Source organism: Rhizobium sophoriradicis (assembly GCF_003939025.1).
GTDB classification, from domain to species: Bacteria; Pseudomonadota; Alphaproteobacteria; order Rhizobiales; family Rhizobiaceae; genus Rhizobium; species Rhizobium sophoriradicis.
The window spans coordinates 52,333-77,210 of sequence record NZ_RQIH01000009.1; the positions used below are offsets into that span (position 1 = coordinate 52,333).

The following is a 24,878-nucleotide window of genomic DNA, read 5'->3' on the forward strand; positions in this document are numbered from 1 at the left end:
AGGGCCCGGCCTATGCCAGCCGGTCGATCAGCTCGCGCAATTCGCCGAGATGGCCGATCTTGCGGAAACGCGGCGCTTCCGTCGGTTCGTCCACATGTTCCAGCACCCAAGTGAGTTCGTGCGGCACGAAGACGCCGTAGCTGCCGGCGGCGATTGCCGGCACGATATCCGATTTCAGTGAATTACCGACCATCATCGCCCGCTCCGGTCCGTCGCCGACCTTGGCGAAGATGCGCCGATAGGTGACGGCGGTCTTGTCGGAAACGATCTCGACGGCATCGAAGAAGTCGCCGAGGCCGGATTGGGCAAGCTTGCGCTCCTGGTCGAAGAGATCGCCCTTGGTGATCATCACGAGCAGATATTTGCCGGCAAGCGCCTCCAGCGTGTCGCGCGCATGCGGCATGGTCTCGACCGGATGGGAAAGCAGGTCGCGGCCGGTATCGAGGATCTTGGCGATGACGCTCGCGGGAACCTTGCCCTCGGTGATTTCGATCGCCGTCTCGATCATCGACAGCGTAAAGCCCTTGATGCCGAAGCCGTAATGGCGAAGGTTGCGCTTCTCGGCTTCCAGCAGCCGCTCCGAAATCTTCGGCCCTTCTGCGAAATCGGCAAGAAGCTCGGTAAATTGGGCTTCCGTCAGTCGGTAATATTGTTCGTTCTGCCAAAGCGTGTCGTCGGCATCGAAGCCGATCGTTGTCAGTCCTCGCGTCGTCACATGCGCACCTCTTGAACTATGGCCGGCAATCTATCGGCCGCCTGTGTCGAGACAAGGGCTGCAGCTAAAGAGGGCGTTCGCTTCCGATGCGGCAGGCTGCCGCGTTGAAAAGCGCTGCCGCCGCACTACATCGAATTGGCCTCACCCTGCAGCCAGCCACGGCTGTGCCTGTCGCGCGCAGGCCAATAATCAAAAAATGAAGTTCTGAAGTTCGCAAGCCCCCTTGCGGCAGACACAAAGGATTTTTTCGACCATGCGTTACAATCAACTCGGAAATACCGGACTTTTTGTCTCGGAAATCTGCTTGGGCACGATGACCTTCGGCGAGGCCCAACAGGGCAGCATGTGGGGCGCCATCGCCGATGTCGACCAGAAGGCCGCCGACCGGATCGTCGAGCGCTCGCTGGCGTCAGGGGTCAATTTCATCGACACGGCTGACGTCTATTCATCCGGCGAATCCGAAAGGCTGCTCGGCCAGGCGCTGAAGAACCTCGACGTACCGCGCAAGGATGTCGTCATCGCCACCAAGGTCTACGGCGTCATGGGCGACAAGCCGAACGACCGCGGCGCCTCGCGCGGCCATATCATGGATTCCGTCGAAGCGAGCCTGAAGCGGCTGCAGACGGATCACATCGATCTCTATCAGATCCATGCAACTGATACGGTGACGCCGATCGAGGAGACGCTGCGTGCCCTCGACGATCTCGTTTCGCGTGGCCTTGTCCGCTATATCGGTGTCTCCAACTGGCAGGCCTGGCGCATTTCCAAGGCGCTCGGTCTCTCCGAACGGCGCGGCTTCGCCCGCTTCGAGACCGTGCAGGCCTATTATTCCATCGCCGGCCGCGATCTCGAACGCGACATCGTGCCGATGATGCAGGAGGAAAAGCTCGGCCTGATGGTCTGGTCGCCGCTGGCTGGCGGTCTCTTGTCCGGCAAATATGGTCCCGGCGCGCCCGGCAACGGCGAAGGCCGTCGCGCCAGCTTCGATTTCCCGCCGGTTGACAGGGACAGGGCTTGGGCCTGCGTCGCCGTCATGCGCGAGATCGCCGAAAAGCACGGCGCCGGCGTCGCCACCGTCGCGCTCGCCTATATTCTCGCCAAGCCTTTCGTCACCTCAGTCATCATCGGCGCCAAGCGTGTCGATCAGCTCGACCAGAATCTCGCCGCCGTCAAGCTGAAGCTCGACGACGACGATATGAAAAGGCTCGACGAGGTGAGCGCTCTTGCCCCCGAATATCCGGGCTGGATGCTGTCGCGACAAGGCGCCGGCCGCCGCCCGGCCGATTTCGAGCCGAAGGACTGAGATCGCCGGTGCAGCGCCACTGCTGTCCGGGCCCGGAAATCTGCCCCTCAGCCTAACCCTTGCCGGGGTCGAGCCACTGGTCTCGACCCCGGTTGGTGGCGGCAGCCGGTTGAGGGGCTGCTGGTCGAGCACCGGTCATATCTAGATCACCAGGCCGCAATGACCTTGTGCTCGATCCGGTAATCCCGGCTCTCCTCGCCGAGCGGCGCGACCGGCCATGTCCAGGTGGCTTTCGCCGGCGGCGGCGGAACGCCGTGCAGCAGGTCGGCCTGCTCATGCGTCTTGCCGTTGCGGTCGATGATGGCATAGCCGATGTCGGTCACCAGGCAATGGCGGCAGGCTAGACCCGAAAGGCCTGCCAGATGCGCCGAGATCAGCCTTTCCACTGTATCGGCAGGCATTCCGGCCGCCTCGGCTTCGTAGCGCCGTTTCACGCCGCGGCCGATCTGCGACAGGAGATTGGCCGAAACCACGAAATCGAGATAGGGCACCGTGCGCAGGAAGCCGAGCGGTTCCGGCTCTCCGCCGGCGGCGAGCGCGTCATAGCCGGAAAGATCACGCTCGATCAGCCGGATATTGCGGGAGGCCTTCGCCGATAGCCGCACCGAGGCGAGATGGACAAGATCGACCAGAACGACGGTGTCGAAATCGCGGGCCAGCTCTTCGATCGGCACGTCGCGCAGCAGGCCGGAGCCGAGCACGACGGCCGTCCGCTTCTGCCTGAGATCGGCTGTCGCCGCGCGGATCGCATTGCGGCTCTTCTCCTCATGTTCGGCCCATTGCCGGGCGCAACGCCCGGCCCGCGACCAGAGATTGACGGAATAGCGGATGAACTTTCGATGCCGCTTGCCGGTCAGCGGCCATGTCGCGGCATAGAGAAGCGCTTCAGCGATCATGATGCATATCCCCGCGTTTCGGATGGCTACCCTCGTTCCATCGATTCTGGCAGCGACATCAAGACCCCTGCGCCCTTGCCGCTCCCCGCCCAATCCGCTAGGACACCGCCACTGTCACAGTCAGCGGAATTCCCGGAAATGAACGACAAGCAGAAGAAACCGCAAAAGCTCAAGGCCCGCCTGCCGCGCGGCTTCGTCGACCGGACGGCCGGCGATATCCGCGCCGTCAACGAGATGACGGCAAAGATCCGGGAAGTCTATGAGCATTACGGTTTCGACCCCGTGGAAACGCCGCTGTTCGAATATACCGATGCGCTCGGCAAGTTCCTGCCCGACAGCGACCGGCCGAACGAGGGCGTCTTCTCGCTGCAGGACGACGACGAGCAGTGGATGTCGCTGCGTTACGACCTGACGGCGCCGCTCGCCCGCCATGTCGCCGAGAATTTCAACGAGATCCAGCTGCCCTATCGCACCTATCGCGCCGGTTACGTCTTCCGCAACGAGAAGCCGGGCCCGGGCCGCTTCCGCCAATTCATGCAGTTCGATGCCGATACCGTCGGCGCGCCGGGCGTCCAGGCCGACGCGGAAATGTGCATGATGATGGCCGATACGCTTGAAGCCCTCGGCATCAAGCGCGGCGACTACGTCATCCGCGTCAACAACCGCAAGGTCCTGGACGGTGTGCTCGAGGCGATCGGCCTCGGCGGCGACGACAAGGCGGGCCAGCGGCTGAACGTGCTGCGGGCAATCGACAAGCTCGACAAGTTCGGCCCGGAAGGCGTGGCGCTGCTGCTCGGTCCCGGCCGCAAGGATGAGTCCGGCGACTTCACCAAGGGCGCCGGCCTCGACCAGGCGCAGATCGACAAGGTGTTGTTCTTCGTCGGCATCAAGGACTATGCCGAAAGTGCTGCGCGCCTCGGCGAGCTGGTTGCCGGAACCTCGAAGGGCGGCGAAGGTGTCGAGGAGCTGAATTTCATCGGTGCGCTGGTCAAGAGCGCCGGCTACCAGTCCGACCGCATCAAGATCGATCCCTCCGTCGTGCGCGGCCTCGAATATTATACCGGCCCAGTTTATGAGGCCGAGCTGAGCTTCGACGTCACCAACGAGAAGGGCGAGAAGGTCGTCTTCGGCTCGGTCGGCGGCGGCGGTCGTTATGATGGCCTCGTCTCCCGCTTCATGGGCCAGCCGGTTCCGGCGACGGGCTTTTCGATCGGCGTCTCCAGGCTGATGACGGCGCTGAAGAACCTCGGCAAGCTCGGCGCCAGCGAAGTGATCGAGCCGGTGCTGGTGACCGTCATGGACGGCGATGTCGAGGCGATGGGGCGTTATCAGAGGATGACGCAGCAGCTGCGCGCCGCCGGAATCCGCGCCGAGATGTTCCAGGGCAACTGGAAGAAATTCGGCAACCAGCTGAAATATGCCGATCGCCGCGGCTGCCCCGTCGCCATCATCCAGGGCGGCGACGAACGCGCAACCGGCGTCGTGCAGATCAAGGATCTGATCGAGGGCAAGCGGCTGTCCGGCGAGATCGAGGACAATGCCAGCTGGCGCGAAGCCCGCGTGGCGCAGGTAACGGTGTCAGAGGCCGACCTTGTCGCCAAGGTGAAGGAGATCCTTGCCGCGCAGGCGGAGGATCGGAAGAGGGCGGGCGATGCGCAATAAACCCCTCCCCAACCCCTCCCCACAGGGGGGAGGGGCTTTACTTGGCGCCGGTGTGCCCAACTCAACATTTGCTTCATCGGAGGTCCTCTCGATTTCGTTCGACGACCGCCGCGAGTTAGTCCCTCCCCCTTGTGGGGAGGGGTTGGGGAGGGGACTTTTCCCAGGAGCGACACCATGCCCCTGATCAACCTCCCCGAATTCGCGAGCGACCTGCTTTCCGAATTTGACGCTCGCAAGGCCGAGCGTATTGATACGCCGGTCATTCAGCCGGCGGAGCCGTTCCTCGATATCGCCGGCGAGGATCTGCGCCGCCGTATCTTCATGACCGAGAGTGAAACCGGCGCCAGTCTCTGCCTGCGTCCCGAATTCACCATCCCAGTCTGTCTACGCCATATCGAGACGGCGACCGGCACGCCGAAGCGTTACGCCTATCTCGGTGAGGTCTTCCGCCAGCGCCGCGACGGCGCCAATGAATTTTATCAGGCCGGCATCGAGGATCTCGGCGATATCAACATACCAAGCGCCGATGCCCGCGCCATCGGCGACGCCACCGGCATTCTCGCCCGCCTGCTGCCGGGCCGGCGCCTGTCGGTGACATTAGGCGACCAGGCGGTTTTTGAGGCGGTCGTTCAGGCGCTCGGCCTGCCGCTCGGCTGGCAGAAGCGGCTGATCCATGCCTTCGGCAACATGACACAGCTGGAGGCGCTGCTGGCCGGCCTCGTCAGCCCGCAATTCGTTACCGGGCTGGACGACGATATCGCAAGGCTTATCGCATCAGGCGACGAACAGGCACTGATCGCCCATCTCGAGCAGGAAATGCAGGCGACGGGCTATTCGACCAATGCCAGTCGCTCGCCGCTGGAGATCGCCCGGCGGCTCAAGGAAAAGCTCATCCTTTCCGAAACGCGTCTCGACGATGCGGCCTTCCATGTGCTGGAAGAGTTCCTGTCGCTGCACGTGCCGCTCGTCAATGCGTCGGCGGCGCTGGCCGGTTTTGCCGATGCCGCCGGCTTGAAGCTCGGCAATGCGCTCTCCCGTTTCAATGGTCGCGTCGGCGCCCTTGGCGATGCCGGCGTCGATCTGTCCTGCCTCGACTATCGCGCCGCCTTTGGGCGGCCGCTCGATTACTACACCGGTCTCGTCTTTGAGGTGACGGTAGAGGGATCGACGTCGGTTCTGGCAGGCGGCGGCCGCTTCGATAAACTCCTGACCTTCCTCGGCGCGACGGACCGCATTCCGGCCGTCGGCTTCTCCTTCTGGCTCGACCGCATCGAAACCGAAAGGGCAGCCGCATGACCATCACCATCGCGCTTCCCTCCAAGGGCCGGATGAAGGACGATGCCTCGGCGATCTTCGAGCGGGCCGGCATGACGATTACGGCTGTCGGCAACGACCGCTCCTATCGCGGCCGTGTCGAAGGCTGGGACGATGTCGAAGTGGCCTTCCTTTCGGCCTCCGAAATCTCCCGCGAACTCGGCAACGGCACCGTCGATTTCGGTGTCACCGGCGAGGATCTGATGCGGGAAGGTTTTGCCGAGATCGACAAGCGCGTCGAATTCTGCGCCCGCCTCGGCTTCGGTCACGCCGATGTCGTCGTTGCGGTGCCGGAGATCTGGCTGGATGTCGAGACCATGGCCGATCTCGGCGATGTCGCGGCCGATTTCCGCGCCCGCCATGGCCGGCGCCTGGCGATTGCCACTAAATACTGGCGGCTGACCCAGCAGTTCTTCTCGAGCCAGCACGGCATCCAGCTTTACCGCATCGTCGAAAGCCTCGGCGCCACCGAAGGGGCGCCTGCCTCCGGCTCGGCCGATATCATCGTCGATATCACCTCCACCGGCTCGACGCTGCGCGCCAACCACCTGAAGGTGCTCCAGGACGGCGTCATACTGCATTCGCAGGCCTGCCTAGTGCGCGCCCGCAAGGATAGCCATGCAGATGACCCGGTCGTGCAGGCGATCGTCGACGCGGTGCGCGCCGCGCTCTGATCTCCGCCGTCAATGCATAAGAGAACCCGCCGTCAATTCAATGACGGCGGGTTTTGCATGCTTGGGAGGATATTCGTTCTATCAGGCAGCCGCATAGGCGCCGCGGCGGGCGTCAATCGAATAGGCACCGGCACCGACGGTGGCGAGCAAGATGTACGCGCCGGCAAGCGTGATGTTCTTCATGACCATGATCTGGTTGAGAATATTCACGAGTTCCGCGCCACTTGCGTAGGGCAGGTGGAAGGCAACGGCCGTGAAGACGCAGAAGCCCGCGAGCAGCCAACCGGCAATCCGGACCTGGAAGCCTGTGAGAACCGCAAGGCCGGCGAGCAGTTCGAAAAGGCCTGCGGCATAAGCCAACAGGGATGCTGCCGGCAGGCCGGCACCGGCGATCATGCCAGCAGTACCGGCAGGATCGCTTAGCTTCATGAAGCCGGAAAGGACGAACATGAAAGACAGGAGAATGCGGGCAATCAGGATAAAGGCGTTCGACATGGATGTTGCTCCGTTGAATGGCTTCTCAAGATCTTAGTGCCACCGGGCACGCTGTGGATCTCTGATATCCCTATCTCGCCTATTTCCTTCGTTATGCAAAGATAGACGGAAGGGGACACTTCGTTCAATAATATGAAACGACGCCTCGCTTGCTTTTCCAGCGCCTCGTCTCCTATGGTCGGCGCCGAACCCTGGAGACTCCGATGGCAGATCTTTCCGCATTTCCGATCACGAGGCGATGGCCGGCGAAAAATCCCGACATCATCCAGCTCTATTCGCTGCAGACGCCGAACGGCGTGAAAGTGTCCGTCGCCCTCGAAGAGCTCGGTCTCGCCTATGAGCCGCATTATGTTTCCTTCGACGCCAACGAACAGAAGTCACCGGAATTCGAATCTCTCAATCCGAACGGCCGCATTCCGGCGATCATCGATCCGAAGGGGCCTGGGGGAAAGCCGATCGGCCTTTTCGAATCCGGCGCCATCCTGCTTTATCTCGCGGAAAAGACCGGCAAGCTCATCCCTGAGGATGGCGCCGGTCGCTACGAATGCATTCAGTGGGTGTTTTTCCAGATGGCCGGCATCGGCCCGATGTTCGGTCAGTTCGGCCATTTCTACAAATCCGCCGCCGATAAGGTCGCCAACAATTCCTATCCGGTGGAGCGCTATCGCGATGAATCCAAACGGCTGCTCGGCGTGCTCGAAGGCCGGTTGAAGGGCCGTCAGTGGATCATGGGCGATCAGTATACGATCGCCGATATCACCACCTTCACCTGGGTCCGCGGCGCCGACATCTTCTATGGCGGCCGCGAGGTCCTCGACTATGCGAGTTTCCCCGCCGTTTCGGATTGGCTGGAACGCTGCATCGCCCGTCCAGCAAGCGCCCGGGGCCTCAATATCCCGGTCAAGCCGGAGTAGTTGACGGCAAGAGATCGCCGCCTGCCCCTCATCCGCCTGCCGGCACCTTCTCCCCGCACGCGGGGCGAAGGGGATATGCCGCTACCTCTCCGTACCTACTTACCTCGCGCAGGGCGCGTCCCCTCTCCCCGTTTTTACGGGGAGAGGGTTAGGGTGAGGGGCAGCCATTCCCGCCCGCCTCTATTGCCGGTTAGTGATCTGCCTTGCGCCTTCGAGCTTGAAACGCGGAAAGACGAAGACGCCAGCAAGGCTGCCGCTGTATTTTTCCTCGAGCCCATTTGACTCGCCCATGGAGAATAGCGGCTGGCGCAAGCCGTTCGGCATGATGATCGTCGTCGAAAAGCAGAAGGAGGAGCAGTGTGTTGCCGCCTGTTCGAACAGTTCCAGCACGTGACTGCGATCTCCGGAATCGTAGCATCGTATCAGGTTCAGCAATCCGCATTCCTCTGCGGAGAGGCCGTGCAGCATGGCGCTCCACTTGCCGAGACGAAGCACGCCGCTCGACAGATCGCAGGTCCAGCTTTCGGATACGAAATACTGCGCCAGCATCTCGTGCTGTTGATTGTTGTCGTTCATCGAGCCGGGTAGCAACGGCACGGCTGCATTGGCTTTGGCAATCTTGAACACGGGCGTTCCCTCGTTCGCATGCGGCTTCTCCGCCGCACGCTCGGCAAACACAAGAAACAGGTTTATGCAGCAGCGGGCATAATGCCCGCGCCCATAGCGGCGATCATTGCCACGGCCATCCGGACCTCCGAACCGGAGCCCTTCGAAACCGACTATTCTGGCATCGCCTTCCGCCCTCGTCTGACAGCGAAAATGATCGCCGGGCGCACTTCAATTGCAGCGCGGATTTATAGGAGCTTTTGCACAAACGGCAACGGCTTTTTAAGGGGTGTTCGGATCGAGATCCTGTCGGCCTATAGGCACTTTTGGACAGAACAGAGCCCAATTTTCAGCGCTTTTCCCACGTTTCACCCCACTTGGCGGGAGATATATCGCCGTAAGGCGGCGACCGCGCGCATCTTGCGTGGAGAGAAAAACAAGCAGCGGCGCAAGCCTCGGGAAAGCTTGACCGTCCGGCAAATGCGCTGCACCACACAAAATCGTGCGCAACGGATCGAATCGTTTCGAGCAAAAATCTGGGGCAAAGAAAAAGGGCGACCCGAGGGCCGCCCTTCCTGTTCCGGATGCCGGAATGAGTGCAGGCTTTCGCCTATCACATCATGTCCATACCGCCAGTTCAGCGCGCTTGCCGCGCTGAACCATCTTAATTGATGGGCGGATTCATGGACGATGCTGTGAAAGGCCGTTGGCCTATCACATCATGTCCATACCGCCCATGCCGCCCATGCCGCCCGGCATAGCCGGAGCGTCCTTCTTCGGCAGCTCGGCGATCATGGCTTCGGTAGTGATCAGCAGCGATGCAACGGAAGCGGCATCCTGCAGGGCGGTGCGAACGACCTTGACCGGGTCGATGATGCCCATGCCGATCATGTCGCCATATTCGCCGGTCTGGGCGTTGTAACCCCAGTTGTCCTGATCCTTGTCGAGGATCTTGCCGACAACGATCGAGGCTTCGTCGCCTGCGTTCTCAGCGATCTGGCGGGCCGGAGCCTGCAGAGCGCGGCGAACGATGTTGACGCCGGCTTCCTGGTCGTCGTTGATGCCCTTGGAGGTGATCTTGACGGAGGAGCGCAGCAGGGCAACGCCGCCGCCCGGTACGATGCCTTCCTGAACGGCAGCGCGCGTCGCGTTGAGGGCGTCGTCGATGCGGTCCTTCTTTTCCTTGACTTCGACTTCGGTCGAACCGCCGACGCGGATGACGGCAACGCCGCCGGCGAGCTTGGCAAGGCGTTCCTGCAGCTTCTCGCGGTCGTAGTCGGAGGTGGTCTCTTCGATCTGCGCCTTGATCTGGGCAACACGGCCTTCGATGTCGGACTTGGCACCCGAACCATCGACGATCGTGGTGTTTTCCTTGGAGATCGAAACCTTCTTGGCGCGGCCGAGCATGTCGAGCGTGACGGATTCGAGCTTGATGCCGAGGTCTTCGGAGATGACAGTGCCGCCCGTCAGGATGGCGATGTCTTCGAGCATGGCCTTGCGGCGGTCGCCGAAGCCAGGGGCCTTGACGGCAGCGATCTTCAGGCCGCCGCGCAGCTTGTTGACGACGAGCGTTGCAAGGGCTTCGCCTTCGACGTCTTCAGCAATGATGAGGAGCGGCTTGCCGGTCTGGACGACGGCTTCGAGAACCGGGAGCATCGACTGCAGGTTCGAGAGCTTCTTCTCGTGGAGGAGAATGAAGACGTCTTCGAGGTCGGCAACCATCTTTTCCGGGTTGGTGACGAAGTAGGGGCTGAGGTAGCCGCGGTCGAACTGCATGCCTTCGACGACTTCGAGTTCGGTTTCGGCGGTCTTGGCTTCTTCAACCGTGATGACGCCTTCGTTGCCGACCTTCTGCATGGCTTCGGCAATGTCGAGGCCAACCTGGCGCTCGCCGTTTGCCGAGATCGTGCCGACCTGGGCGACTTCTTCCGACGTGTTGATCTTCTTGGCCTTGGCCTGGAGATCCTTGACGACTTCGGCGACGGCGAGATCGATGCCGCGCTTCAGGTCCATCGGGTTCATGCCGGCGGCAACGGCCTTGGCGCCTTCGCGAACGATCGCCTGGGCAAGAACGGTTGCAGTCGTGGTGCCGTCGCCGGCGATGTCGTTGGTCTTCGAAGCAACTTCGCGGACCATCTGGGCGCCCATGTTTTCGAACTTGTCTTCGAGTTCGATTTCCTTGGCGACGGAAACGCCGTCCTTGGTGATGCGCGGAGCGCCGAAGGACTTGTCGATGATGACGTTACGACCCTTCGGGCCGAGCGTGACCTTGACTGCATCGGCGAGAATGTCGACGCCGCGCAGCATCTTTTCGCGCGCGGTGCGGCCAAACTTGATTTCTTTAGCTGCCATGTTTGTGACTCCTGAATTCGATTTGTTCGGGCAAAAGCCCGTCAGTCATTTCGGGAAAGCGGATCGGCCAATCAGCCGATGATGCCCATGATGTCGGCTTCCTTCATGATCAGAAGGTCTTCGCCGTTGATCTTGACTTCGGTGCCGGACCACTTGCCGAACAGCACGCGGTCGCCAGCCTTGACGTCGAGTGCGACGACCTTGCCGGACTCGTCACGAGCGCCGGAACCGACGGCGACGATTTCGCCTTCCTGCGGCTTTTCCTTGGCGGTGTCGGGAATGATGATCCCGCCCTTGGTCTTCTCTTCGGACTCGACGCGACGAACGACGACGCGGTCGTGAAGCGGACGGAAATTGGTGCTTGCCATTGTCTAATCCCTCGATCGAATGACATTCGCAGGCCGGAGTGGCCCACATGGATAGGTGTTAGCACTCCCTTGCGGTGAGTGCTAGCGACGTGCATTTAGGGATGGCTCCGAAAGGAGTCAATGAGAGCAATCACGAATTTTTGTGCCGGAATTGTGAAGAGACCGGAGAAATGCCGGAGATTTCGGCCGAACTCTCTGTCGCGGCCGAGCCTTGCCGATCACGCGCCGGATTGTCGCGACTGAGCTTTGTGGTAGCTGATGGCGAAGAAAATGCCTTGCCATCGTCCTGCGCCTTTGCAATGTCACCGGTGACTGCAGCAACTCGGGATATTGGAATGGCCAAGCGGATAGAAACCTTCTCTGAGATCACGGATCGCTATGATGTGGTGCTCTGTGATGTCTGGGGCGTCGTTCACAACGGCGTCGATCCGTTCCCCAAGGCAGCTGCCGCCCTTCAGGCCGCCCGCGAGAGCGGCCTCGCCGTCGTCCTCATCACCAATTCGCCGCGCCTTTCCTGGCAGGTCGTCGAGCAGTTGCGTCATATCGGCGTCCCTGACAGCGCCTTCGACAGGATCGTCACCTCGGGCGACGTCACCCGCGGGCTGATTTCCGAGGGACCGAAGACGGTCTTTCTGCTCGGCCCCGAGCGTGACAAAGCGCTTCTCGAAGGCATCGGCGTCGAGCGGGTGCCGGCAGGCGAAGCGCGATCGCTCGTCTGCACCGGCTTTTTCGACGATGAGACCGAGAAGCCGGAAGATTACACCGACATGCTTCTGGATTTTCAGGCGCGCGAAGTGCCGATGATCTGCGCCAATCCCGACCTCGTCGTCGAGCGCGGCCACCGCATCATTCCCTGCGCCGGCGCCATGGCCGCCTATTACGAGCAGCTCGGCGGCAAAACCCGCATCGCCGGTAAGCCGCACCGGCCGATCTACGAGGCGACGCTGGCCGCTGCCCGCGAACTTCGCGGCGATGTCCCCACTGAGCGCGTGCTGGCGATCGGCGACGGCATGCCGACCGATGTCCGCGGCGCCTTGAATTTTGGCCTCGACCTTCTCTACATCAGCGGCGGGATCCACGCCAAGGAATACACCTTGAACGGCGAAACCGACGAGGCAATCCTCAACGCCTACCTCGAACGGGAAAACGCCGCGCCGAAGTGGTGGATGCCGCGCCTTGCATGAAGAGAAGCCAGCCGATGACCGTCTTCCACCGCAATGAAACCCGCGATCCCTTGCCCGCCCATCTCAAGGGCGGGGTGATCGCCATCGGCAATTTCGACGGTGTGCATCGCGGTCATCAGTCGGTGCTGAACCGCGCGCTTGAGATCGCCAGAGCGCGCGGCATCCCCGCTCTAGTGCTGACTTTCGAGCCGCATCCGCGCACCGTCTTCCGGCCGCAGACGCCGGTGTTCCGCCTCACACCCGCGCCGCTCAAGGCCCGTATCCTGGAAACGCTGGGGTTCAACGCCGTCATTGAATATCCCTTCGACTACGAATTCTCGCAGCGCTCGGCCGATGACTTCATCCATTCGATCCTGAAGGATTGGCTCGGCGCCTCCGAAGTCGTCACCGGCTTCGATTTCCACTTCGGCCGCGGCCGCGAAGGCGGTCCGGCCTTCCTGATGAATGCCGGCCAGACCTACGGCTTCGGCGTCACTCTGATCGATGCCTTCCGCGACGAAAACGCCGATGTCGTCTCGTCGAGCCATATCCGCGCGTTGCTGAAGGATGGCAATGTCAGCGAAGTCGCCGGCATGCTCGGTTACCGCTATACCGTCGAGGCGGAGGTGATCGACGGCGAAAAACTCGGCCGGCAGCTTGGCTTTCCCACCGCCAACATGCGCCTGCCGCCGGAGGCCGAGCTTGCCGCCGGCATCTACGCCGTCCGCTTTCGCCGCCAGGACGGAACGCTCCACGACGCGGTCGCAAGCTACGGCCGCCGCCCGACGGTGACGGAAAATGGCGCGCCGCTGCTCGAAACCTTTCTTTTCGATTTCAGCGGCGATCTCTACGGCCAGCTCTGCGCCGTCTCCTTCTTCGGCTATATTAGACCGGAGCTGAAATTCGACGGCCTCGATCCGCTCGTCGCTCAGATCAGGCGCGACGAAGAGGAGGCGAGGGCGCTGCTGGCGGGTGTCAAGCCGCTCGGAGACCTCGACCGGAAGCTTTGCTTTTCCTGAGCCACGGTAAAATGTGCTTGTCTTCGATTATTTCCGGCTCAATGGAAATTGATCCGGATCGTTTGTCCACGGATCGAAAACTGCCGCGCCGGAGAAGCGCGTATCCTTTACGTTCCGCGTCACCAGATAGAGATTGTGCTCAATGGCGGTGGCGGCCAGCATCGTGTCGATGACCGGTTGCGTATGTCCGGTTCGCAGTTTTGTGCGCCCTGAAATAGCACCCCAGTGCCTGACGCCCGCGTCGCTCAGCGAGAGAGTACGCTGTGAGAACCGCTCCTCCAGAGCGTCGCGCGCCGCTATATAACGATAGCGGTTCCGGTCGTCTTCAGGCAGGTTTTCGATGCCTTCGTCATATTCTGCGAGGGTGAGCACGCTGATGAACATCTGGTTCTCGTCCTGCGCGGCAGCCCAGGACTTCACGGAGGGCGCGCCGTTCGGATTGATCAGCGCCGCAATGACGTTGGTGTCGAGCAGCCATCCGATCACAGTTCGACGTCCCGCCCGTAATCGGGCTCCCGCTCCAGATCGAGCTCTTTCAGAGCGAGGCTCTCCATGAAGTCGACCAGGGGCTTTTTGGGCTCGGCCTTCGTCAACCGTTCGAGTTCTTCGACGCTGATGATGACGACGCTGTCTTTGCCGCGCACTGTGACGCGCTGTGGCCCTTCGCTGCGGGCACGGCGCACGACTTCGCTGAAGCGCGCTTTGGCGTCCTCGAGCTTCCAGCTTTGCTTAATGACTTTTCTCATGTCCCAACGCCCGCAATCGAATCTGGTCAGATAGTCAGATTATATCGCAGGCTGCCGGCGGTTTCCAGCCGGTCTGTTCTTCTGGAGACTAATAGGTTGGCAGTTGCAGCTAGTGATGCCGATTGCTTGCTGCGAATTCTTCTCTTCCTTTTCCCGGCAAAAACGCCTATGAACCGGCCCGATGAGAAAATTTCGGCTGGCGATCACGATACGAATTATCGGCCCGGCCTTCCGCGCGCGCTAAGCGGCCGGGAGGTCCGGGTTTTCGGCGCTTGGATACAAGCGCTTCCGTCACCAGCTTTTTCACGCCGTTGCGCCCCCTTCCTGGGCCGCCAGAAACGATTGTCCCGATATGACCGACACAGCCGAAAAAATCGATTACTCGAAGACCCTCTATTTGCCCGAAACCGATTTCCCGATGCGCGCCGGCCTGCCGCAGAAGGAGCCGGAGCTCGTCAAGCGCTGGCAGGAGATGGATCTCTACAAGAAACTGCGGGCGGCTACCGCCGGCCGCGAAAAATTCGTCCTGCATGACGGCCCGCCCTATGCCAACGGCAACATCCATATCGGCCACGCGCTGAACAAGATCCTCAAGGACGTCATCAACCGTTCGTTCCAGATGCGAGGCTATGACGCCAACTACGTGCCCGGCTGGGATTGCCACGGCCTGCCGATCGAATGGAAGATCGAGGAGGAGAACTATCGCGCCAAGGGCAAGGCCAAGCCGGATCTCAAGGAGCCGGCGGCGATGATCGAGTTCCGCCGCGAGTGCCGCGCCTATGCCGAAAAATGGATCAAGGTTCAGGGCGACGAGTTCCAGCGTCTCGGCATCGTCGGCGATTTCGACAACCCGTATCTGACGATGAATTTTCACGCGGAAAGCCGCATCGCCGGCGAGCTGTTGAAGATCGCCGCCAGCGGCCAGCTCTATCGCGGCTCCAAGCCGATCATGTGGTCGGTGGTCGAACGAACCGCGCTTGCCGAAGCCGAAGTCGAATACCACGACTACGAGAGCGACACGATCTGGGTGAAGTTCCCGGTCGGGAAAGGTTCCGATGGCGTGAAGGGTGCCTCCGTCGTCATCTGGACGACCACGCCCTGGACGATCCCCGGCAACCGGGCGATCGCCTATTCCTCGCGAGTTGCCTACGGCCTCTATGAAGTCACGGCTGCCGAGAATGATTTTGGCCCGCGCCCGGGCGAGAAGCTGATCTTCGCTGACAAGCTGGCTGAGGAATCCTTCGCCAAGGCGAAGCTTCAGTACAAGCGTCTTGGTGACGTTACGGCTGGCGATCTCGCCGGCCTCACCTGCGCCCATCCGCTCAATGGTCTCGGCGGCGGCTATGAATTTGCCGTGCCGCTGCTCGAGGGCGACCATGTAACCGACGATGCCGGTACGGGCTTCGTTCATACCGCACCCAGCCACGGCCGCGAAGACTTCGACGTCTGGATGGCGCATGCCCGCGAGATCGAGGCGCGCGGCATCGAGACCAAGATCCCGTTCCCGGTCGACGACGGCGGCTTCTACACATCGGATGCCCCCGGCCTGGAAGGCGGACGTGTCATCGACGACAACGGCAAGAAGGGCGATGCCAACGACCGCGTCATCAAGGCGCTGATCGAGCGTAGCGCGCTCTTTGCCCGTGGCCGCCTGAAGCACCAGTATCCGCATTCCTGGCGCTCCAAGAAGCCGGTCATCTTCCGCAACACGCCGCAGTGGTTCGTCTATATGGACAAGGCGCTGCCGGATGGAACGACGCTGCGCAGCCGTGCGCTCACCGCGATCGACGATACCCGTTTCGTGCCGGCTGCCGGCCAGAACCGCCTGCGCGCCATGATCGAGCAGCGGCCGGACTGGGTGCTTTCCCGTCAGCGCGCCTGGGGCGTGCCGATCTGCGTCTTCGTCGATGAGCATGGCGCCGTGCTGCAGGATGAGGCCGTCAACGCCCGCATCCTTGAGGCTTTCGACGCCGAGGGCGCCGACGCTTGGTTTGCCGAAGGCGCCAAGGAACGCTTCCTCGGCAACGAGCATGACCCGGCCAAGTGGTCGCAGGTCATGGATATCCTCGATGTCTGGTTCGATTCGGGATCGACGCACACCTTCACGCTGGAAGACCGCCCCGACCTGAAATGGCCGGCCGATCTCTATCTCGAGGGCTCCGACCAACATCGCGGCTGGTTCCATTCCTCGCTCCTGGAATCGGCTGCCACCCGCGGCCGCGCGCCTTACGACGCCGTCCTTACCCATGGTTTCACCATGGACGAGAAGGGCGAGAAGATGTCGAAGTCGAAGGGCAACGTCACCGCTCCGCAGGAGGTGATGAAGGACGCCGGCGCCGACATCCTGCGCCTCTGGGTGATGACCTCGGACTATGCCGACGACCTGCGCGTCGGCAAGACGATCATCCAGACCAATGTCGACGCCTATCGCAAGCTGCGCAACACCATCCGCTGGATGCTCGGCACGCTGGCGCACGACAAGGGCGAGGAGATCGCGCTTGCCGATCTGCCGGAGCTGGAGCAGCTGATGCTGCATCGGCTGGCCGAGCTCGATCAGCTGGTGCGCGAAAACTACGACGCGTTCGATTTCAAGAAGATCGCCCGCGCGTTGATCGATTTCGCCAATGTCGAGCTTTCGGCCTTCTATTTCGATGTCCGCAAGGATGCGCTTTATTGCGACGCGCCGTCGAGCCTGCGCCGGCGCGCCAGCCTGCACGTCATCCGCCAGATCTTCGATTGCATGGTGACCTGGCTTGCCCCGATGCTGCCCTTCACCACTGAGGAGGCCTGGCTGTCGCGCAATCCGTCCGCCGTTTCCGTGCATCTGGAGCAGTTCGCTCCTGTTGCAAAGGAATGGCGCAACGATGCCCTGGCCGAGAAGTGGAAGAAGATCCGCGCCGTGCGTTCGGTGGTGACCGGCGCGCTGGAAATCGAGCGCAAGGACAAGCGCATCGGCTCCTCGCTGGAAGCGGCTCCCGTCGTCCACATCGCCGATGCCGAGCTTCGCAAGGCGCTCGAGGGTCAGGACTTTAGTGAAGTCTGCATCACCTCGGGCATCACAATCAAGGCGGACGCCGGTCCGGCGGAAGCCTTCCGCCTTGCCGAAGTGCCTGATGTCGCGGTCGTGCCGAAGCTCGCCGAGGGTGTCAAATGCGCGCGTTCCTGGCGCATCACCACCGATGTCGGCTCCGATCCTGATTATCCCGACGTCTCGGCGCGTGACGCTGCGGCATTGCGCGAACTCGGCATCCGCGCCTGAAGATATTTGCCGGGTGAATTGCCTTTGTGGCGTTCATCCGGTAAAAGCTGCCTGAAAATGGCCGGATTTTTGCGTCAGGGGGACGGTTGTCCGGTTGGGCAACGATTGCACCGGTGGCTGGAAGGGTTTTCATGTTCGCAACGCATTGGTTCCGTATGGGCGCCTGCCTGTCTGTTGTGGTGGCGGGATGCTCCCTGGTTTCCAGCTGCGCCAGCAGCCCGACCTACGGCACCGACAAGACCGCCATGGAGCAGTTGACTGACGATCTCGGCCAGTCCGTGTCGTTGACCGGGCCGGATCCGAAGAACAAGGGCGTCAAGTACACGCCGCGCCCGACGCTGGTGCTGCCGGCTGAGGGGCAGAGGGAGACCCTCGTTCAACCGCAGCAGACGGTTGCCAACAAGGACAATCCGCAATGGCTTGAATCGCCGGAGGAAACCCGCGCCCGCCTCGTTTCCGAGGCCGACGCGAACTCCGACAATCCGAACTACCGCTCACCGCTCGCCAGCTCCGCCATCGAAGGCGGCCGGCGCACGACGGAAGCCCAGACGCAAGCCTATCGCGAAGCCCGCGCCCTGCAGAAGGGCTCCTACGTCGATCAGCGCCGCTATATTTCCGATCCGCCGCCCGGTTACCGCACCGTCGACGACCCGGCAAAGCTCGACGATGTCGGCGAGCCCGAGCTCAAGAAGCAGAAGAAGCGCAAGAAGGACGCGGCGATCGCCAACAGCGGCAAGCAGTGGTGGAACTTCCTGCAATAGCGGCCTGTCCCAGGGTTTAGCGCCGTCCCAGGTCTTCGGCGAGGGCAGCCCCTCATCCGGCTGCCGCCACCTTCTCCCCGCGCGCGGGGCGAAGGGACCATGCCGCAACCTCTCCGTTCCCCACCCCCTCGCCGGGCACGTCGTCTCGCCCCGCAAGCGGGGGTCCGCAGGACGGGTCGAGACCAGTGGCTCGACCCCGGTAAGGGTTAGGGTGAGGGGCAGCCATTCGCACCAACCGGAGGGTCGCGGCACGCGGCCGAAGATGACCGCGTCGCGCCCTGGAGAGCTACGGCGCCTCTCTCTTTTGCGAAAAGAACTTCCGCAATATCTCGGCCGACTGGACCTCGTTGAGGCCGGAATAGACCTCCGGGGCGTGGTGGCAGGTCGGCTGCGCATAGAATCGCACGCCATTGTCGACGGCGCCGCCCTTCGGGTCCTCGGCGCCGTAATAGAGCCTGCGGACACGCGCAAACGAGATGGCTGCCGCGCACATGGTGCAAGGCTCCAGCGTCACATAGAGATCGGCGCCGGCAAGCCGTTCCTGCCCGAGCGCTTCGCAAGCGAGCCGGATTGCGGCGATTTCGGCATGGGCGGTGACGTCATTGAGTTCGCGCGTTCGATTTCCCGAGCGTGAAACCGCAATATCGTCGATGACGACGACGGCGCCGATCGGTACCTCGCCGCGTTCGCCGGCGGCGCGCGCCTCTTCGAGCGCCATCTCCATGAAACGATTTGTCTTCACGATCGCAAGAATTTCCACTTAACCGCAGATGCGTGACCTGATAGACAGGCCCAAAAGGCAGGCAAACAACAAATGACATCCAAAGACAAGCCAAAACGCCCGGGCGCAAAGCCCTTTTCACGCGACGCCGGGACCAAGGCCGGTCCGAAAGCGGGTGGCGCGAAGCCGGCAAAGGCTGCAGCCGCGCGCCCGACTGCGCCCGAAACCGAGAGCGACGCCAAGGCCGAACGCATTTCCAAAGTGATGGCGCGCGCCGGCGTCGCCTCTCGCCGCGACATCGAACGCATGATCATGGAAGGCCGGGTGACGCTGAACGGCAGGGTTCTCGAAACTCCCGTCGTCAACGTCACGCTTGCCGACCGCATCGAGGTCGACGGTGTGCCGATCCGCGGCATCGAGCGCACCAGGCTGTGGCTCTATCATAAGCCGGCCGGGCTGGTGACCACCAATGCCGATCCGGAAGGCCGCGCGACCGTCTTCGACAACCTGCCGGAAGAACTGCCGCGCGTCATGTCGATCGGCCGTCTCGATATCAACACCGAAGGCCTGCTGCTGCTGACCAATGATGGTGGTCTTGCCCGCGCGCTCGAGCTGCCGGCGACCGGCTGGTTGCGCCGCTACCGCGTCCGCGCCCATGGCGAGATCGATCAGGAGGCGCTCGACAAGCTGAAGGACGGCATCGCCGTCGACGGCGTGCTCTATGGCTCGATCGAGGCGACGCTCGACCGCACGCAAGGCTCGAATGTCTGGATCACCATGGGCCTGCGCGAAGGCAAGAACCGCGAAATCAAGAACGTGATGGGCGCGCTCGGCCTCGACGTCAACCGTCTGATCCGCATTTCCTACGGCCCGTTCCAGCTCGGCGACTTGCCGGAAGGCCATGTCATCGAAGTACGTGGCCGCACGCTGCGCGATCAGCTCGGCCCGCGCCTGATCGAGGAAGCCAAGGCGAATTTCGATGCACCGATCTACAATGCGCCGGCCGTTGCCGCCGAGGAAGAGGCGCAAGCCCCAGTACCGGAAAAACGCGAGCGGCCGCGCCGCGATGAGGACAAGCGCGAACGCGCGCTGAGCCGCCTCGACACCAAGCGTGACGATCGCCGCGGCGGCGGACGCAGAGAAGACGACCGCCGCGATGGCGGCCGCTTCGACGACGACAAGCCGAAGCGTCCCCAGCCGCTCGGCCAGCGCCGCAGCGCCAATGTCTGGATGGCGCCGGGCGCCCGGCCGCTCGGCGAAAAGGCGGCCGCGAAAGCCGCCAAGAACGCGCAGACCGCGCGCCGGCGCGGCGAAGAGCGGCCGGCAAAGGGCACCGGTTCCCACCATATCGAGGATCGCCCGCGCACCCAGATTAATCGCGTGCGCGAGGAGGACGGCGAATGGATCCGCTCGAGCGAGCAGCCCAGTCGCAAGGATGAGGGCGAAGGCTCCGGCCGCAAGCGCTCTTTCGGGGATCGCCCGGCGCGCGAGGATCGCGGCTTTGGCGTCCGCCCGGCGCGCGGTGAACGCCGCCCGCGCGACGCGGGTGACGAACGTCCGCGTGCCAGAAGCTCTGCCGGCGAAGGCCGGCCGGAACGTCCACGCGGTGACCGGCCTTTCGGCGATCGTCCCTCGCGTGGTGACCGGCCCTTCGGCGACAAGCCGCGCGGTGACCGCAAGCCGCGTGCGGATGGCGACGAGCGTCCTCGTGCCGCCAGAGCCTCCACCGGCGAAGCCCGTTCGGAGCGTCCGCGCGGCGACCGGCCTTTCGGCGATCGTCCTTCGCGTGGCGACCGCCCATTCGGCGACAAGCCGCGTGGCGACCGCAGACCGCGCGAGGACGGTGATGAGCGCCCGCGGGCAGCCAGAAGTTTTGCCGGTGAGGGTCGCTCCGAGCGTCCGCGCGGCGAAAGATCGTTCGGCGACAAGCCTTCGGGGGACAAGCCGCGCGGCAAGGGCTTCGGCGCCAAGCCCGGTGGGGCGAAGAATTTCTCCGGCAAGCCGAAGGGCAAGCCAGGCAGTGACAGGCCGGGCGGCGACAGGCCTGCGGGCGGCCCGTCCAGAGGTGGTGCAAAAGGAAAGGGCATGACGCGCGGTGCGGATCGTCGGCGGTGAGTTTCGCGGACGGCCTCTCGCCGTGCCAAAGTCCAACGATATCCGGCCGACTGCCGACCGGACACGCGAGAGCCTGTTCAATATATTGAGCCATGCCTATCCGGAATGCGTCGACGGCACCCGGATCCTCGACCTTTTCGCCGGCACCGGCGCCGTCGGCCTCGAAGCCGTGTCGCGCGGCTGTCGCCATGCGCTCTTCGTCGAAAACAGCGTCGAGGGCAGGGCGCTGCTTTGGGAAAACATCGATGCGCTCGGCCTGCACGGCCGCACGCGCATCCTGCGCCGCGATGCCACCGATCTCGGCAGCGTCGGCAATCTCGAAGCCTTCGACGTGCTGTTTGCCGATCCGCCCTATGGCAAGGGTCTCGGGGAGAAGGCGATGGCGGCGGCGGCGCAAGGCGGCTGGCTCAGGCCAGGCGCGATCGCGGTGCTCGAAGAACGCGCCGATATTGTCGTTTCCGTGCATCCTTCCTATGTCTTCCTCGAAAACCGCATCTTTGGCGATACGAGGGTGCATTTCTTCCGGTATCAGCCGCAATAAGCGGGGGCGGGGCGTGCAGCAGGCAGAGATCATCAGCCCGAAACTGCCTGCGATCAGCGACCTTCCGACGGTCGCTGTCGCTTTCGGCGGCGGCGGCGCGCGCGGACTTGCCCATATCCATATCATCGAGACGCTCGACGAACTCGGCATCCGCCCGGTGGCGATATCAGGCTCGTCGATGGGCGCAATCATGGGGGCCGGCATGGCCGCCGGCATGTCCGGGGCTGAAATCCGCGAACATGCGCTGACGACCGTCGGCAACAAGACGGCCGTCGTCGCCCGCATCTGGGGGCTGAGGCCGGCGACGGTGCGTGATGCGGTGGCCAAGGGCATCCGCATCGGCCAGTTCAATCTGGAGCGGATCTTGAAAGCCTTTCTGCCGGCCGAGCTGCCGGCCCGCTTCGAGGATCTGCTGGTGCCGATGAAAGTCATCACCACGGATTATTACGGACAGAGCGAAGTCATCATCGAAGAGGGCGAGCTGTTTCCGGCACTCGCCGCCTCGTCCGCCATACCCGCCGTCTTCATGCCGGTGCGCCTGCGCGGCCGGGTGATGATCGACGGCGGCATCAGCAATCCGGTGCCCTATGAACCGCTGATGGATCTTGCCGACATCGTCGTCGGCATCGATGTCGTCGGCGCGCCGGAAGGCGACGGCACCCATATTCCGAACCGCATGGAAAGCATCTTCGGCTCGGGCCAGCTGATGATGCAGACGGCGATAACGCTGAAGCTGAAGCTCCGCGCGCCGCACATCTTCCTGCGCCCAGCCGTCGGCCGCACCGGCGTTATGGATTTCTTGAAGGCGCGCGACGTGCTCGCCATGTCCGTCGGCGTCAAGGACGACCTGAAATTCGCCCTCGACCGGGAAATCGAAGCGCGGCTGAAGCGCTAGAACACAGTATTATTGGGCATGGCCCTCATGGCCGCCGCCGGCGCCGTTCGATGCCTCGTTCATCATCATGACCGTGCCTTCGAAGGTTGAGAACAGCGCCAGCGCGGAGGGATCGAGGCCGGCTTCGGCATCTTTCAGTTTCGCAGCCAGCTCAGTGGCATCATTTGCCGAGAGCCCGATCTTCTCCAGGGTCCCCGCATCCTTCAGGCTGTCGCCGCTGCTGAGATAGATGCTCCAGCCATGATGCGTCTTTTTCAAGAGGGCGCGTCCACCGCGCCCGTCCTGTCGCCAGCCGGCGATCGCCCAATCGGCCTCGACGACGACCGGGGCGATGTCCAATGGCTTATCTGGCGTTTCGAACAGCAGCTTCAGCCTTGCCGGGATCGCCTGCAGTGGATCGTCATCCGCTGATGCCATGGATGCGAAGAGCATGCAGGCAAGAAGTGCAATGATCGTCTTCATCGAATGGTCTCCCTCAAGCGAGAACGCGTTTCAACACGGGTACGAAGCGCACGACGATCTGGTCGAAGGCGATCATGGCAACAATGGCGAGCCCGCTCATCGGGAAGGCGACTGCGAAGATGGTGGTAATCACCCACAGGCCGTAATAGACCGAGCGCTTCGGCGGCATGGGCGGCACGCCGAGTCGGCCGGCCGGGCGCCGTTTCCACCACATGATGACACCAGTCACGCAGCTGAGCACGATTGCCAGGCAGGTTGCGAGCATCAGCGACTGGTTGAAACGCCCCCATTCCTGTCCCTGGTGGACATTGATGCCCCATTCGATCATCTTTCCGAGGAACGGATATTGGTTGAAGCCGATATCGATCAGCGGTTTGCCGGAATACTGGTCGATATGGATGGTGCGTTCGTCGGCGAGATCGTCGGGAAAGAGCGAGGCGGTATAGACACCGGTCTCGTCGGAGGGGATCGCCATGTCGAAGCCCGGCGCCATGCCCAGGCGCCTGGCGATCTCCACGGCTTTGTCGAGACCGATTGGCTTGGCCGATTGCGCTCTGGCAATATCGGAAAGCGGAACCGGCGCCTTCTCGATGATCCAGCCGCTTTTCGGCAGGATGTCCTCGGTGACCTTCAGCGATTTCGGCACGTCATCCCAGAGCTGGACGGGATAGCCGAGGCCGTGTTCGGTCAGCCAGGCATTGGCGTTCGCGCCCCAGTAGCCCGACCACGGCATGCCTGTGATCGCCAGGAAGAAGATCAGCACACCGGCGAAGGCGCCCGTCACCGCATGCAGGTCGCGCCAGAAAACCCGGCGGCCCGGCGTTCCCCGCACACTGACGACACCACCCGTCTGGCGGCGCGGCCACCAGAGATAGATGCCGGTGACGACGAGCACCATGGCAAAGCCGCCGGTGATCTCAATCAGCCGGTTCGTTGTACCGCCGAAAAAGGCCAGGCTGTGGATGCGCTTGACGACATAATTGAACTCGTCGGTCGATCCGACCACATCGAGCACCTTGCCGTCATAGGGGTTGACGAAGACCAGCGTGGCGCCGGCATCGCTGGCGACGGTGACGATGGCCGATCGCTCGGGTCCGGCCGGGTCCTTGTAGGAGGTCGCCGTCGAGCCCAGCACGGCGGCGGCGGCGATCTCAGCAACTCGCTTCGCCGGCAGCGCCTGGCCGGCCGGCTGGACGATGTAGCGGTAGCCGAAGACGCTGTCGTTGATCTCGTCCTTAAAGAGATAGAGCGATCCGGTCACAGCCAGATTGAGCATGAAGGGGATGACGAGAAGCCCGGCAAAGAAATGCCAGCGCCAGATGGCGCGGTAGAGCGAAACGCCGCTGGCGGCGTCCTCCGCCGGTCCGGCGGCAGTAATGGTCGACATGAGGATGGATCCTATCCGCGGCTGACTGCGGGACGCAACTCGGCCGGCGTTGAAAGGCGTCACGGCGCCTGCCGCAACACGAGGTTCAGGCGAGGATAGGATCGGAAGGGGGAGCGCGGGGACCGGTATTGGGTGGGAAAAGCTGGCGATGGAAGGCTTCAGCCCGGATCGACAATTCGACCGCAACCGCAAAGCCGATCGGCGCGCCGGCCACATCCGTCGGCGCCGGCAGCAGCGTGGCGGCGCCGATCCGGCAGGCTTCGCAGCCATGCGAATGCGCCTTGTCGTGTTTGTCGGTGCCTGACTCATCCGTGACGGTCACACAAAGCGTCGGCAGGGTCCCGTCCGGAAGCACGTATTGAGCGAGCTCGGCCGGATCGAACGTGCCGGCAGCTGAGGCGGGGGTTTGATGGGCGAACCCGACGAACACCAGCGCGACGGCGCACAGGATGCGCAGTGCCCATTGTTCGATGTGTTTCGTCAGCCTAATCAAATTTTCCTCTCGGATCG

Annotated in this window: 25 protein-coding genes; 13 read left to right on the plus strand and 12 right to left on the minus strand. The window is 62.8% G+C overall.

What is annotated here, in order from left to right:
• Positions 1–10: 10 nt before the first annotated feature.
• The gene (locus EFR00_RS16375) at positions 11–715 is read right to left on the minus strand and encodes an HAD family hydrolase (protein WP_039618078.1); all 705 of its coding nucleotides are present in this window, start codon (positions 713–715) and stop codon (positions 11–13) included.
• Positions 716–968: 253 nt separating this feature from the next.
• Between EFR00_RS16375 and EFR00_RS16380 the strand changes: the two genes are divergently transcribed.
• Positions 969–2,018 carry an aldo/keto reductase gene (locus EFR00_RS16380; protein WP_039618080.1) on the plus strand — a complete coding sequence of 350 codons (1,050 nt, stop codon included), beginning with the start codon at positions 969–971 and terminating at the stop codon, positions 2,016–2,018.
• A 146-nt stretch (positions 2,019–2,164) separates the two neighbouring features.
• Here the strand turns inward: EFR00_RS16380 and EFR00_RS16385 are convergent, their stop codons facing one another.
• Complete coding sequence (locus EFR00_RS16385) at positions 2,165–2,914, minus strand: hypothetical protein (RefSeq protein WP_038687093.1); 750 nt, start codon at positions 2,912–2,914, stop codon at positions 2,165–2,167.
• A gap of 138 nt (positions 2,915–3,052) precedes the next feature.
• On the opposite strand from EFR00_RS16385, the gene hisS reads away from it, so the two are divergent.
• The 3 genes from hisS to hisG all read left to right on the plus strand — a co-directional run bounded on the left by hisS (position 3,053) and on the right by hisG (position 6,564).
• On the plus strand, positions 3,053–4,576 hold the full coding sequence (gene hisS / locus EFR00_RS16390; RefSeq protein WP_077991092.1) for a histidine--tRNA ligase: 1,524 nt from the start codon (positions 3,053–3,055) through the stop codon (positions 4,574–4,576).
• Between the two features lie 174 nt (positions 4,577–4,750).
• Positions 4,751–5,872 carry an ATP phosphoribosyltransferase regulatory subunit gene (locus EFR00_RS16395; protein WP_039618084.1) on the plus strand — a complete coding sequence of 374 codons (1,122 nt, stop codon included), beginning with the start codon at positions 4,751–4,753 and terminating at the stop codon, positions 5,870–5,872.
• Positions 5,869–6,564 carry an ATP phosphoribosyltransferase gene (hisG, locus tag EFR00_RS16400; RefSeq protein WP_009992757.1) on the plus strand — a complete coding sequence of 232 codons (696 nt, stop codon included), beginning with the start codon at positions 5,869–5,871 and terminating at the stop codon, positions 6,562–6,564. Before EFR00_RS16395 ends, hisG begins: the two co-directional genes overlap by 4 nt.
• 81 nt (positions 6,565–6,645) lie before the next feature.
• Here hisG and EFR00_RS16405 read toward each other — a convergent pair whose 3' ends face one another.
• Complete coding sequence (locus EFR00_RS16405) at positions 6,646–7,059, minus strand: DoxX family protein (protein ID WP_039618089.1); 414 nt, start codon at positions 7,057–7,059, stop codon at positions 6,646–6,648.
• 203 nt (positions 7,060–7,262) lie between these two features.
• Between EFR00_RS16405 and EFR00_RS16410 the strand changes: the two genes are divergently transcribed.
• Entirely contained in the window at positions 7,263–7,973 is a 711-nt protein-coding gene (locus tag EFR00_RS16410; RefSeq protein WP_077991091.1) for a glutathione binding-like protein, read from the plus strand.
• Positions 7,974–8,153: 180 nt separating this feature from the next.
• On the opposite strand, the gene EFR00_RS16415 is transcribed toward EFR00_RS16410, so the two are convergent.
• Positions 8,154–8,600, minus strand: a complete 447-nt coding sequence (locus tag EFR00_RS16415; protein WP_077991132.1) for a hypothetical protein — start codon at positions 8,598–8,600, stop codon at positions 8,154–8,156.
• Between the two features lie 18 nt (positions 8,601–8,618).
• Between EFR00_RS16415 and EFR00_RS16420 the strand changes: the two genes are divergently transcribed.
• Positions 8,619–9,251, plus strand: coding sequence for a hypothetical protein (locus EFR00_RS16420; RefSeq protein ID WP_125461960.1), 633 nt, complete (start codon positions 8,619–8,621; stop codon positions 9,249–9,251).
• Positions 9,252–9,293: 42 nt separating this feature from the next.
• Here the strand turns inward: EFR00_RS16420 and groL are convergent, their stop codons facing one another.
• Positions 9,294–10,931, minus strand: a complete 1,638-nt coding sequence (gene groL, locus EFR00_RS16425; protein ID WP_038687103.1) for a chaperonin GroEL — start codon at positions 10,929–10,931, stop codon at positions 9,294–9,296.
• 71 nt (positions 10,932–11,002) lie between these two features.
• Positions 11,003–11,299: a co-chaperone GroES gene (gene groES / locus EFR00_RS16430; RefSeq protein ID WP_004675403.1), complete on the minus strand. Its 297-nt coding sequence runs from the start codon at positions 11,297–11,299 to the stop codon at positions 11,003–11,005.
• A gap of 335 nt (positions 11,300–11,634) precedes the next feature.
• Between groES and EFR00_RS16435 the strand changes: the two genes are divergently transcribed.
• The gene (locus tag EFR00_RS16435; RefSeq protein WP_038687105.1) at positions 11,635–12,483 is read left to right on the plus strand and encodes a TIGR01459 family HAD-type hydrolase; all 849 of its coding nucleotides are present in this window, start codon (positions 11,635–11,637) and stop codon (positions 12,481–12,483) included.
• A gap of 14 nt (positions 12,484–12,497) precedes the next feature.
• Complete coding sequence (locus EFR00_RS16440; protein ID WP_039623031.1) at positions 12,498–13,481, plus strand: bifunctional riboflavin kinase/FAD synthetase; 984 nt, start codon at positions 12,498–12,500, stop codon at positions 13,479–13,481.
• Positions 13,482–13,508: 27 nt separating this feature from the next.
• Here EFR00_RS16440 and EFR00_RS16445 read toward each other — a convergent pair whose 3' ends face one another.
• Both EFR00_RS16445 and EFR00_RS16450 read right to left on the minus strand, forming a co-directional pair.
• Positions 13,509–13,967 carry a type II toxin-antitoxin system VapC family toxin gene (locus EFR00_RS16445; protein ID WP_009996200.1) on the minus strand — a complete coding sequence of 153 codons (459 nt, stop codon included), beginning with the start codon at positions 13,965–13,967 and terminating at the stop codon, positions 13,509–13,511.
• Positions 13,964–14,227 carry a type II toxin-antitoxin system Phd/YefM family antitoxin gene (locus EFR00_RS16450; protein WP_009996202.1) on the minus strand — a complete coding sequence of 88 codons (264 nt, stop codon included), beginning with the start codon at positions 14,225–14,227 and terminating at the stop codon, positions 13,964–13,966. The genes EFR00_RS16445 and EFR00_RS16450 overlap by 4 nt, the downstream gene beginning before the upstream one ends.
• A 352-nt stretch (positions 14,228–14,579) precedes the next feature.
• On the opposite strand from EFR00_RS16450, the gene ileS reads away from it, so the two are divergent.
• Together ileS and EFR00_RS16460 are read left to right on the plus strand one after the other, a co-directional pair.
• The gene (gene ileS, locus EFR00_RS16455) at positions 14,580–17,486 is read left to right on the plus strand and encodes an isoleucine--tRNA ligase (RefSeq protein WP_077991090.1); all 2,907 of its coding nucleotides are present in this window, start codon (positions 14,580–14,582) and stop codon (positions 17,484–17,486) included.
• Between the two features lie 131 nt (positions 17,487–17,617).
• Complete coding sequence (locus EFR00_RS16460; protein WP_038687111.1) at positions 17,618–18,247, plus strand: hypothetical protein; 630 nt, start codon at positions 17,618–17,620, stop codon at positions 18,245–18,247.
• Positions 18,248–18,533: 286 nt separating this feature from the next.
• On the opposite strand, the gene EFR00_RS16465 is transcribed toward EFR00_RS16460, so the two are convergent.
• Positions 18,534–18,971, minus strand: a complete 438-nt coding sequence (locus tag EFR00_RS16465) for a nucleoside deaminase (protein ID WP_077991088.1) — start codon at positions 18,969–18,971, stop codon at positions 18,534–18,536.
• A 90-nt stretch (positions 18,972–19,061) separates the two neighbouring features.
• Between EFR00_RS16465 and EFR00_RS16470 the strand changes: the two genes are divergently transcribed.
• Genes EFR00_RS16470 through EFR00_RS16480 form a run of 3 tightly spaced genes read left to right on the plus strand, consistent with a single transcriptional unit; the run spans position 19,062 to position 22,519 of the window.
• Positions 19,062–21,083, plus strand: coding sequence for a pseudouridine synthase (locus EFR00_RS16470; RefSeq protein ID WP_077991087.1), 2,022 nt, complete (start codon positions 19,062–19,064; stop codon positions 21,081–21,083).
• Complete coding sequence (rsmD, locus tag EFR00_RS16475) at positions 21,064–21,624, plus strand: 16S rRNA (guanine(966)-N(2))-methyltransferase RsmD (protein ID WP_039618105.1); 561 nt, start codon at positions 21,064–21,066, stop codon at positions 21,622–21,624. The genes EFR00_RS16470 and rsmD overlap by 20 nt, the downstream gene beginning before the upstream one ends.
• 13 nt (positions 21,625–21,637) lie before the next feature.
• Positions 21,638–22,519 (plus strand): patatin-like phospholipase family protein, encoded by an 882-nt coding sequence (locus EFR00_RS16480; protein WP_077991085.1) that lies wholly within the window; start codon positions 21,638–21,640, stop codon positions 22,517–22,519.
• 9 nt (positions 22,520–22,528) lie between these two features.
• On the opposite strand, the gene EFR00_RS16485 is transcribed toward EFR00_RS16480, so the two are convergent.
• The 3 genes from EFR00_RS16485 to EFR00_RS16495 form a co-directional block, all read right to left on the minus strand.
• On the minus strand, positions 22,529–22,981 hold the full coding sequence (locus EFR00_RS16485; RefSeq protein ID WP_077991084.1) for a copper uptake system-associated protein: 453 nt from the start codon (positions 22,979–22,981) through the stop codon (positions 22,529–22,531).
• 13 nt (positions 22,982–22,994) lie between these two features.
• On the minus strand, positions 22,995–24,368 hold the full coding sequence (locus EFR00_RS16490) for a PepSY-associated TM helix domain-containing protein (protein ID WP_077991083.1): 1,374 nt from the start codon (positions 24,366–24,368) through the stop codon (positions 22,995–22,997).
• Between the two features lie 85 nt (positions 24,369–24,453).
• Entirely contained in the window at positions 24,454–24,861 is a 408-nt protein-coding gene (locus tag EFR00_RS16495; protein ID WP_039623032.1) for a hypothetical protein, read from the minus strand.
• Between the last annotated feature and the right edge of the window lie 17 nt (positions 24,862–24,878).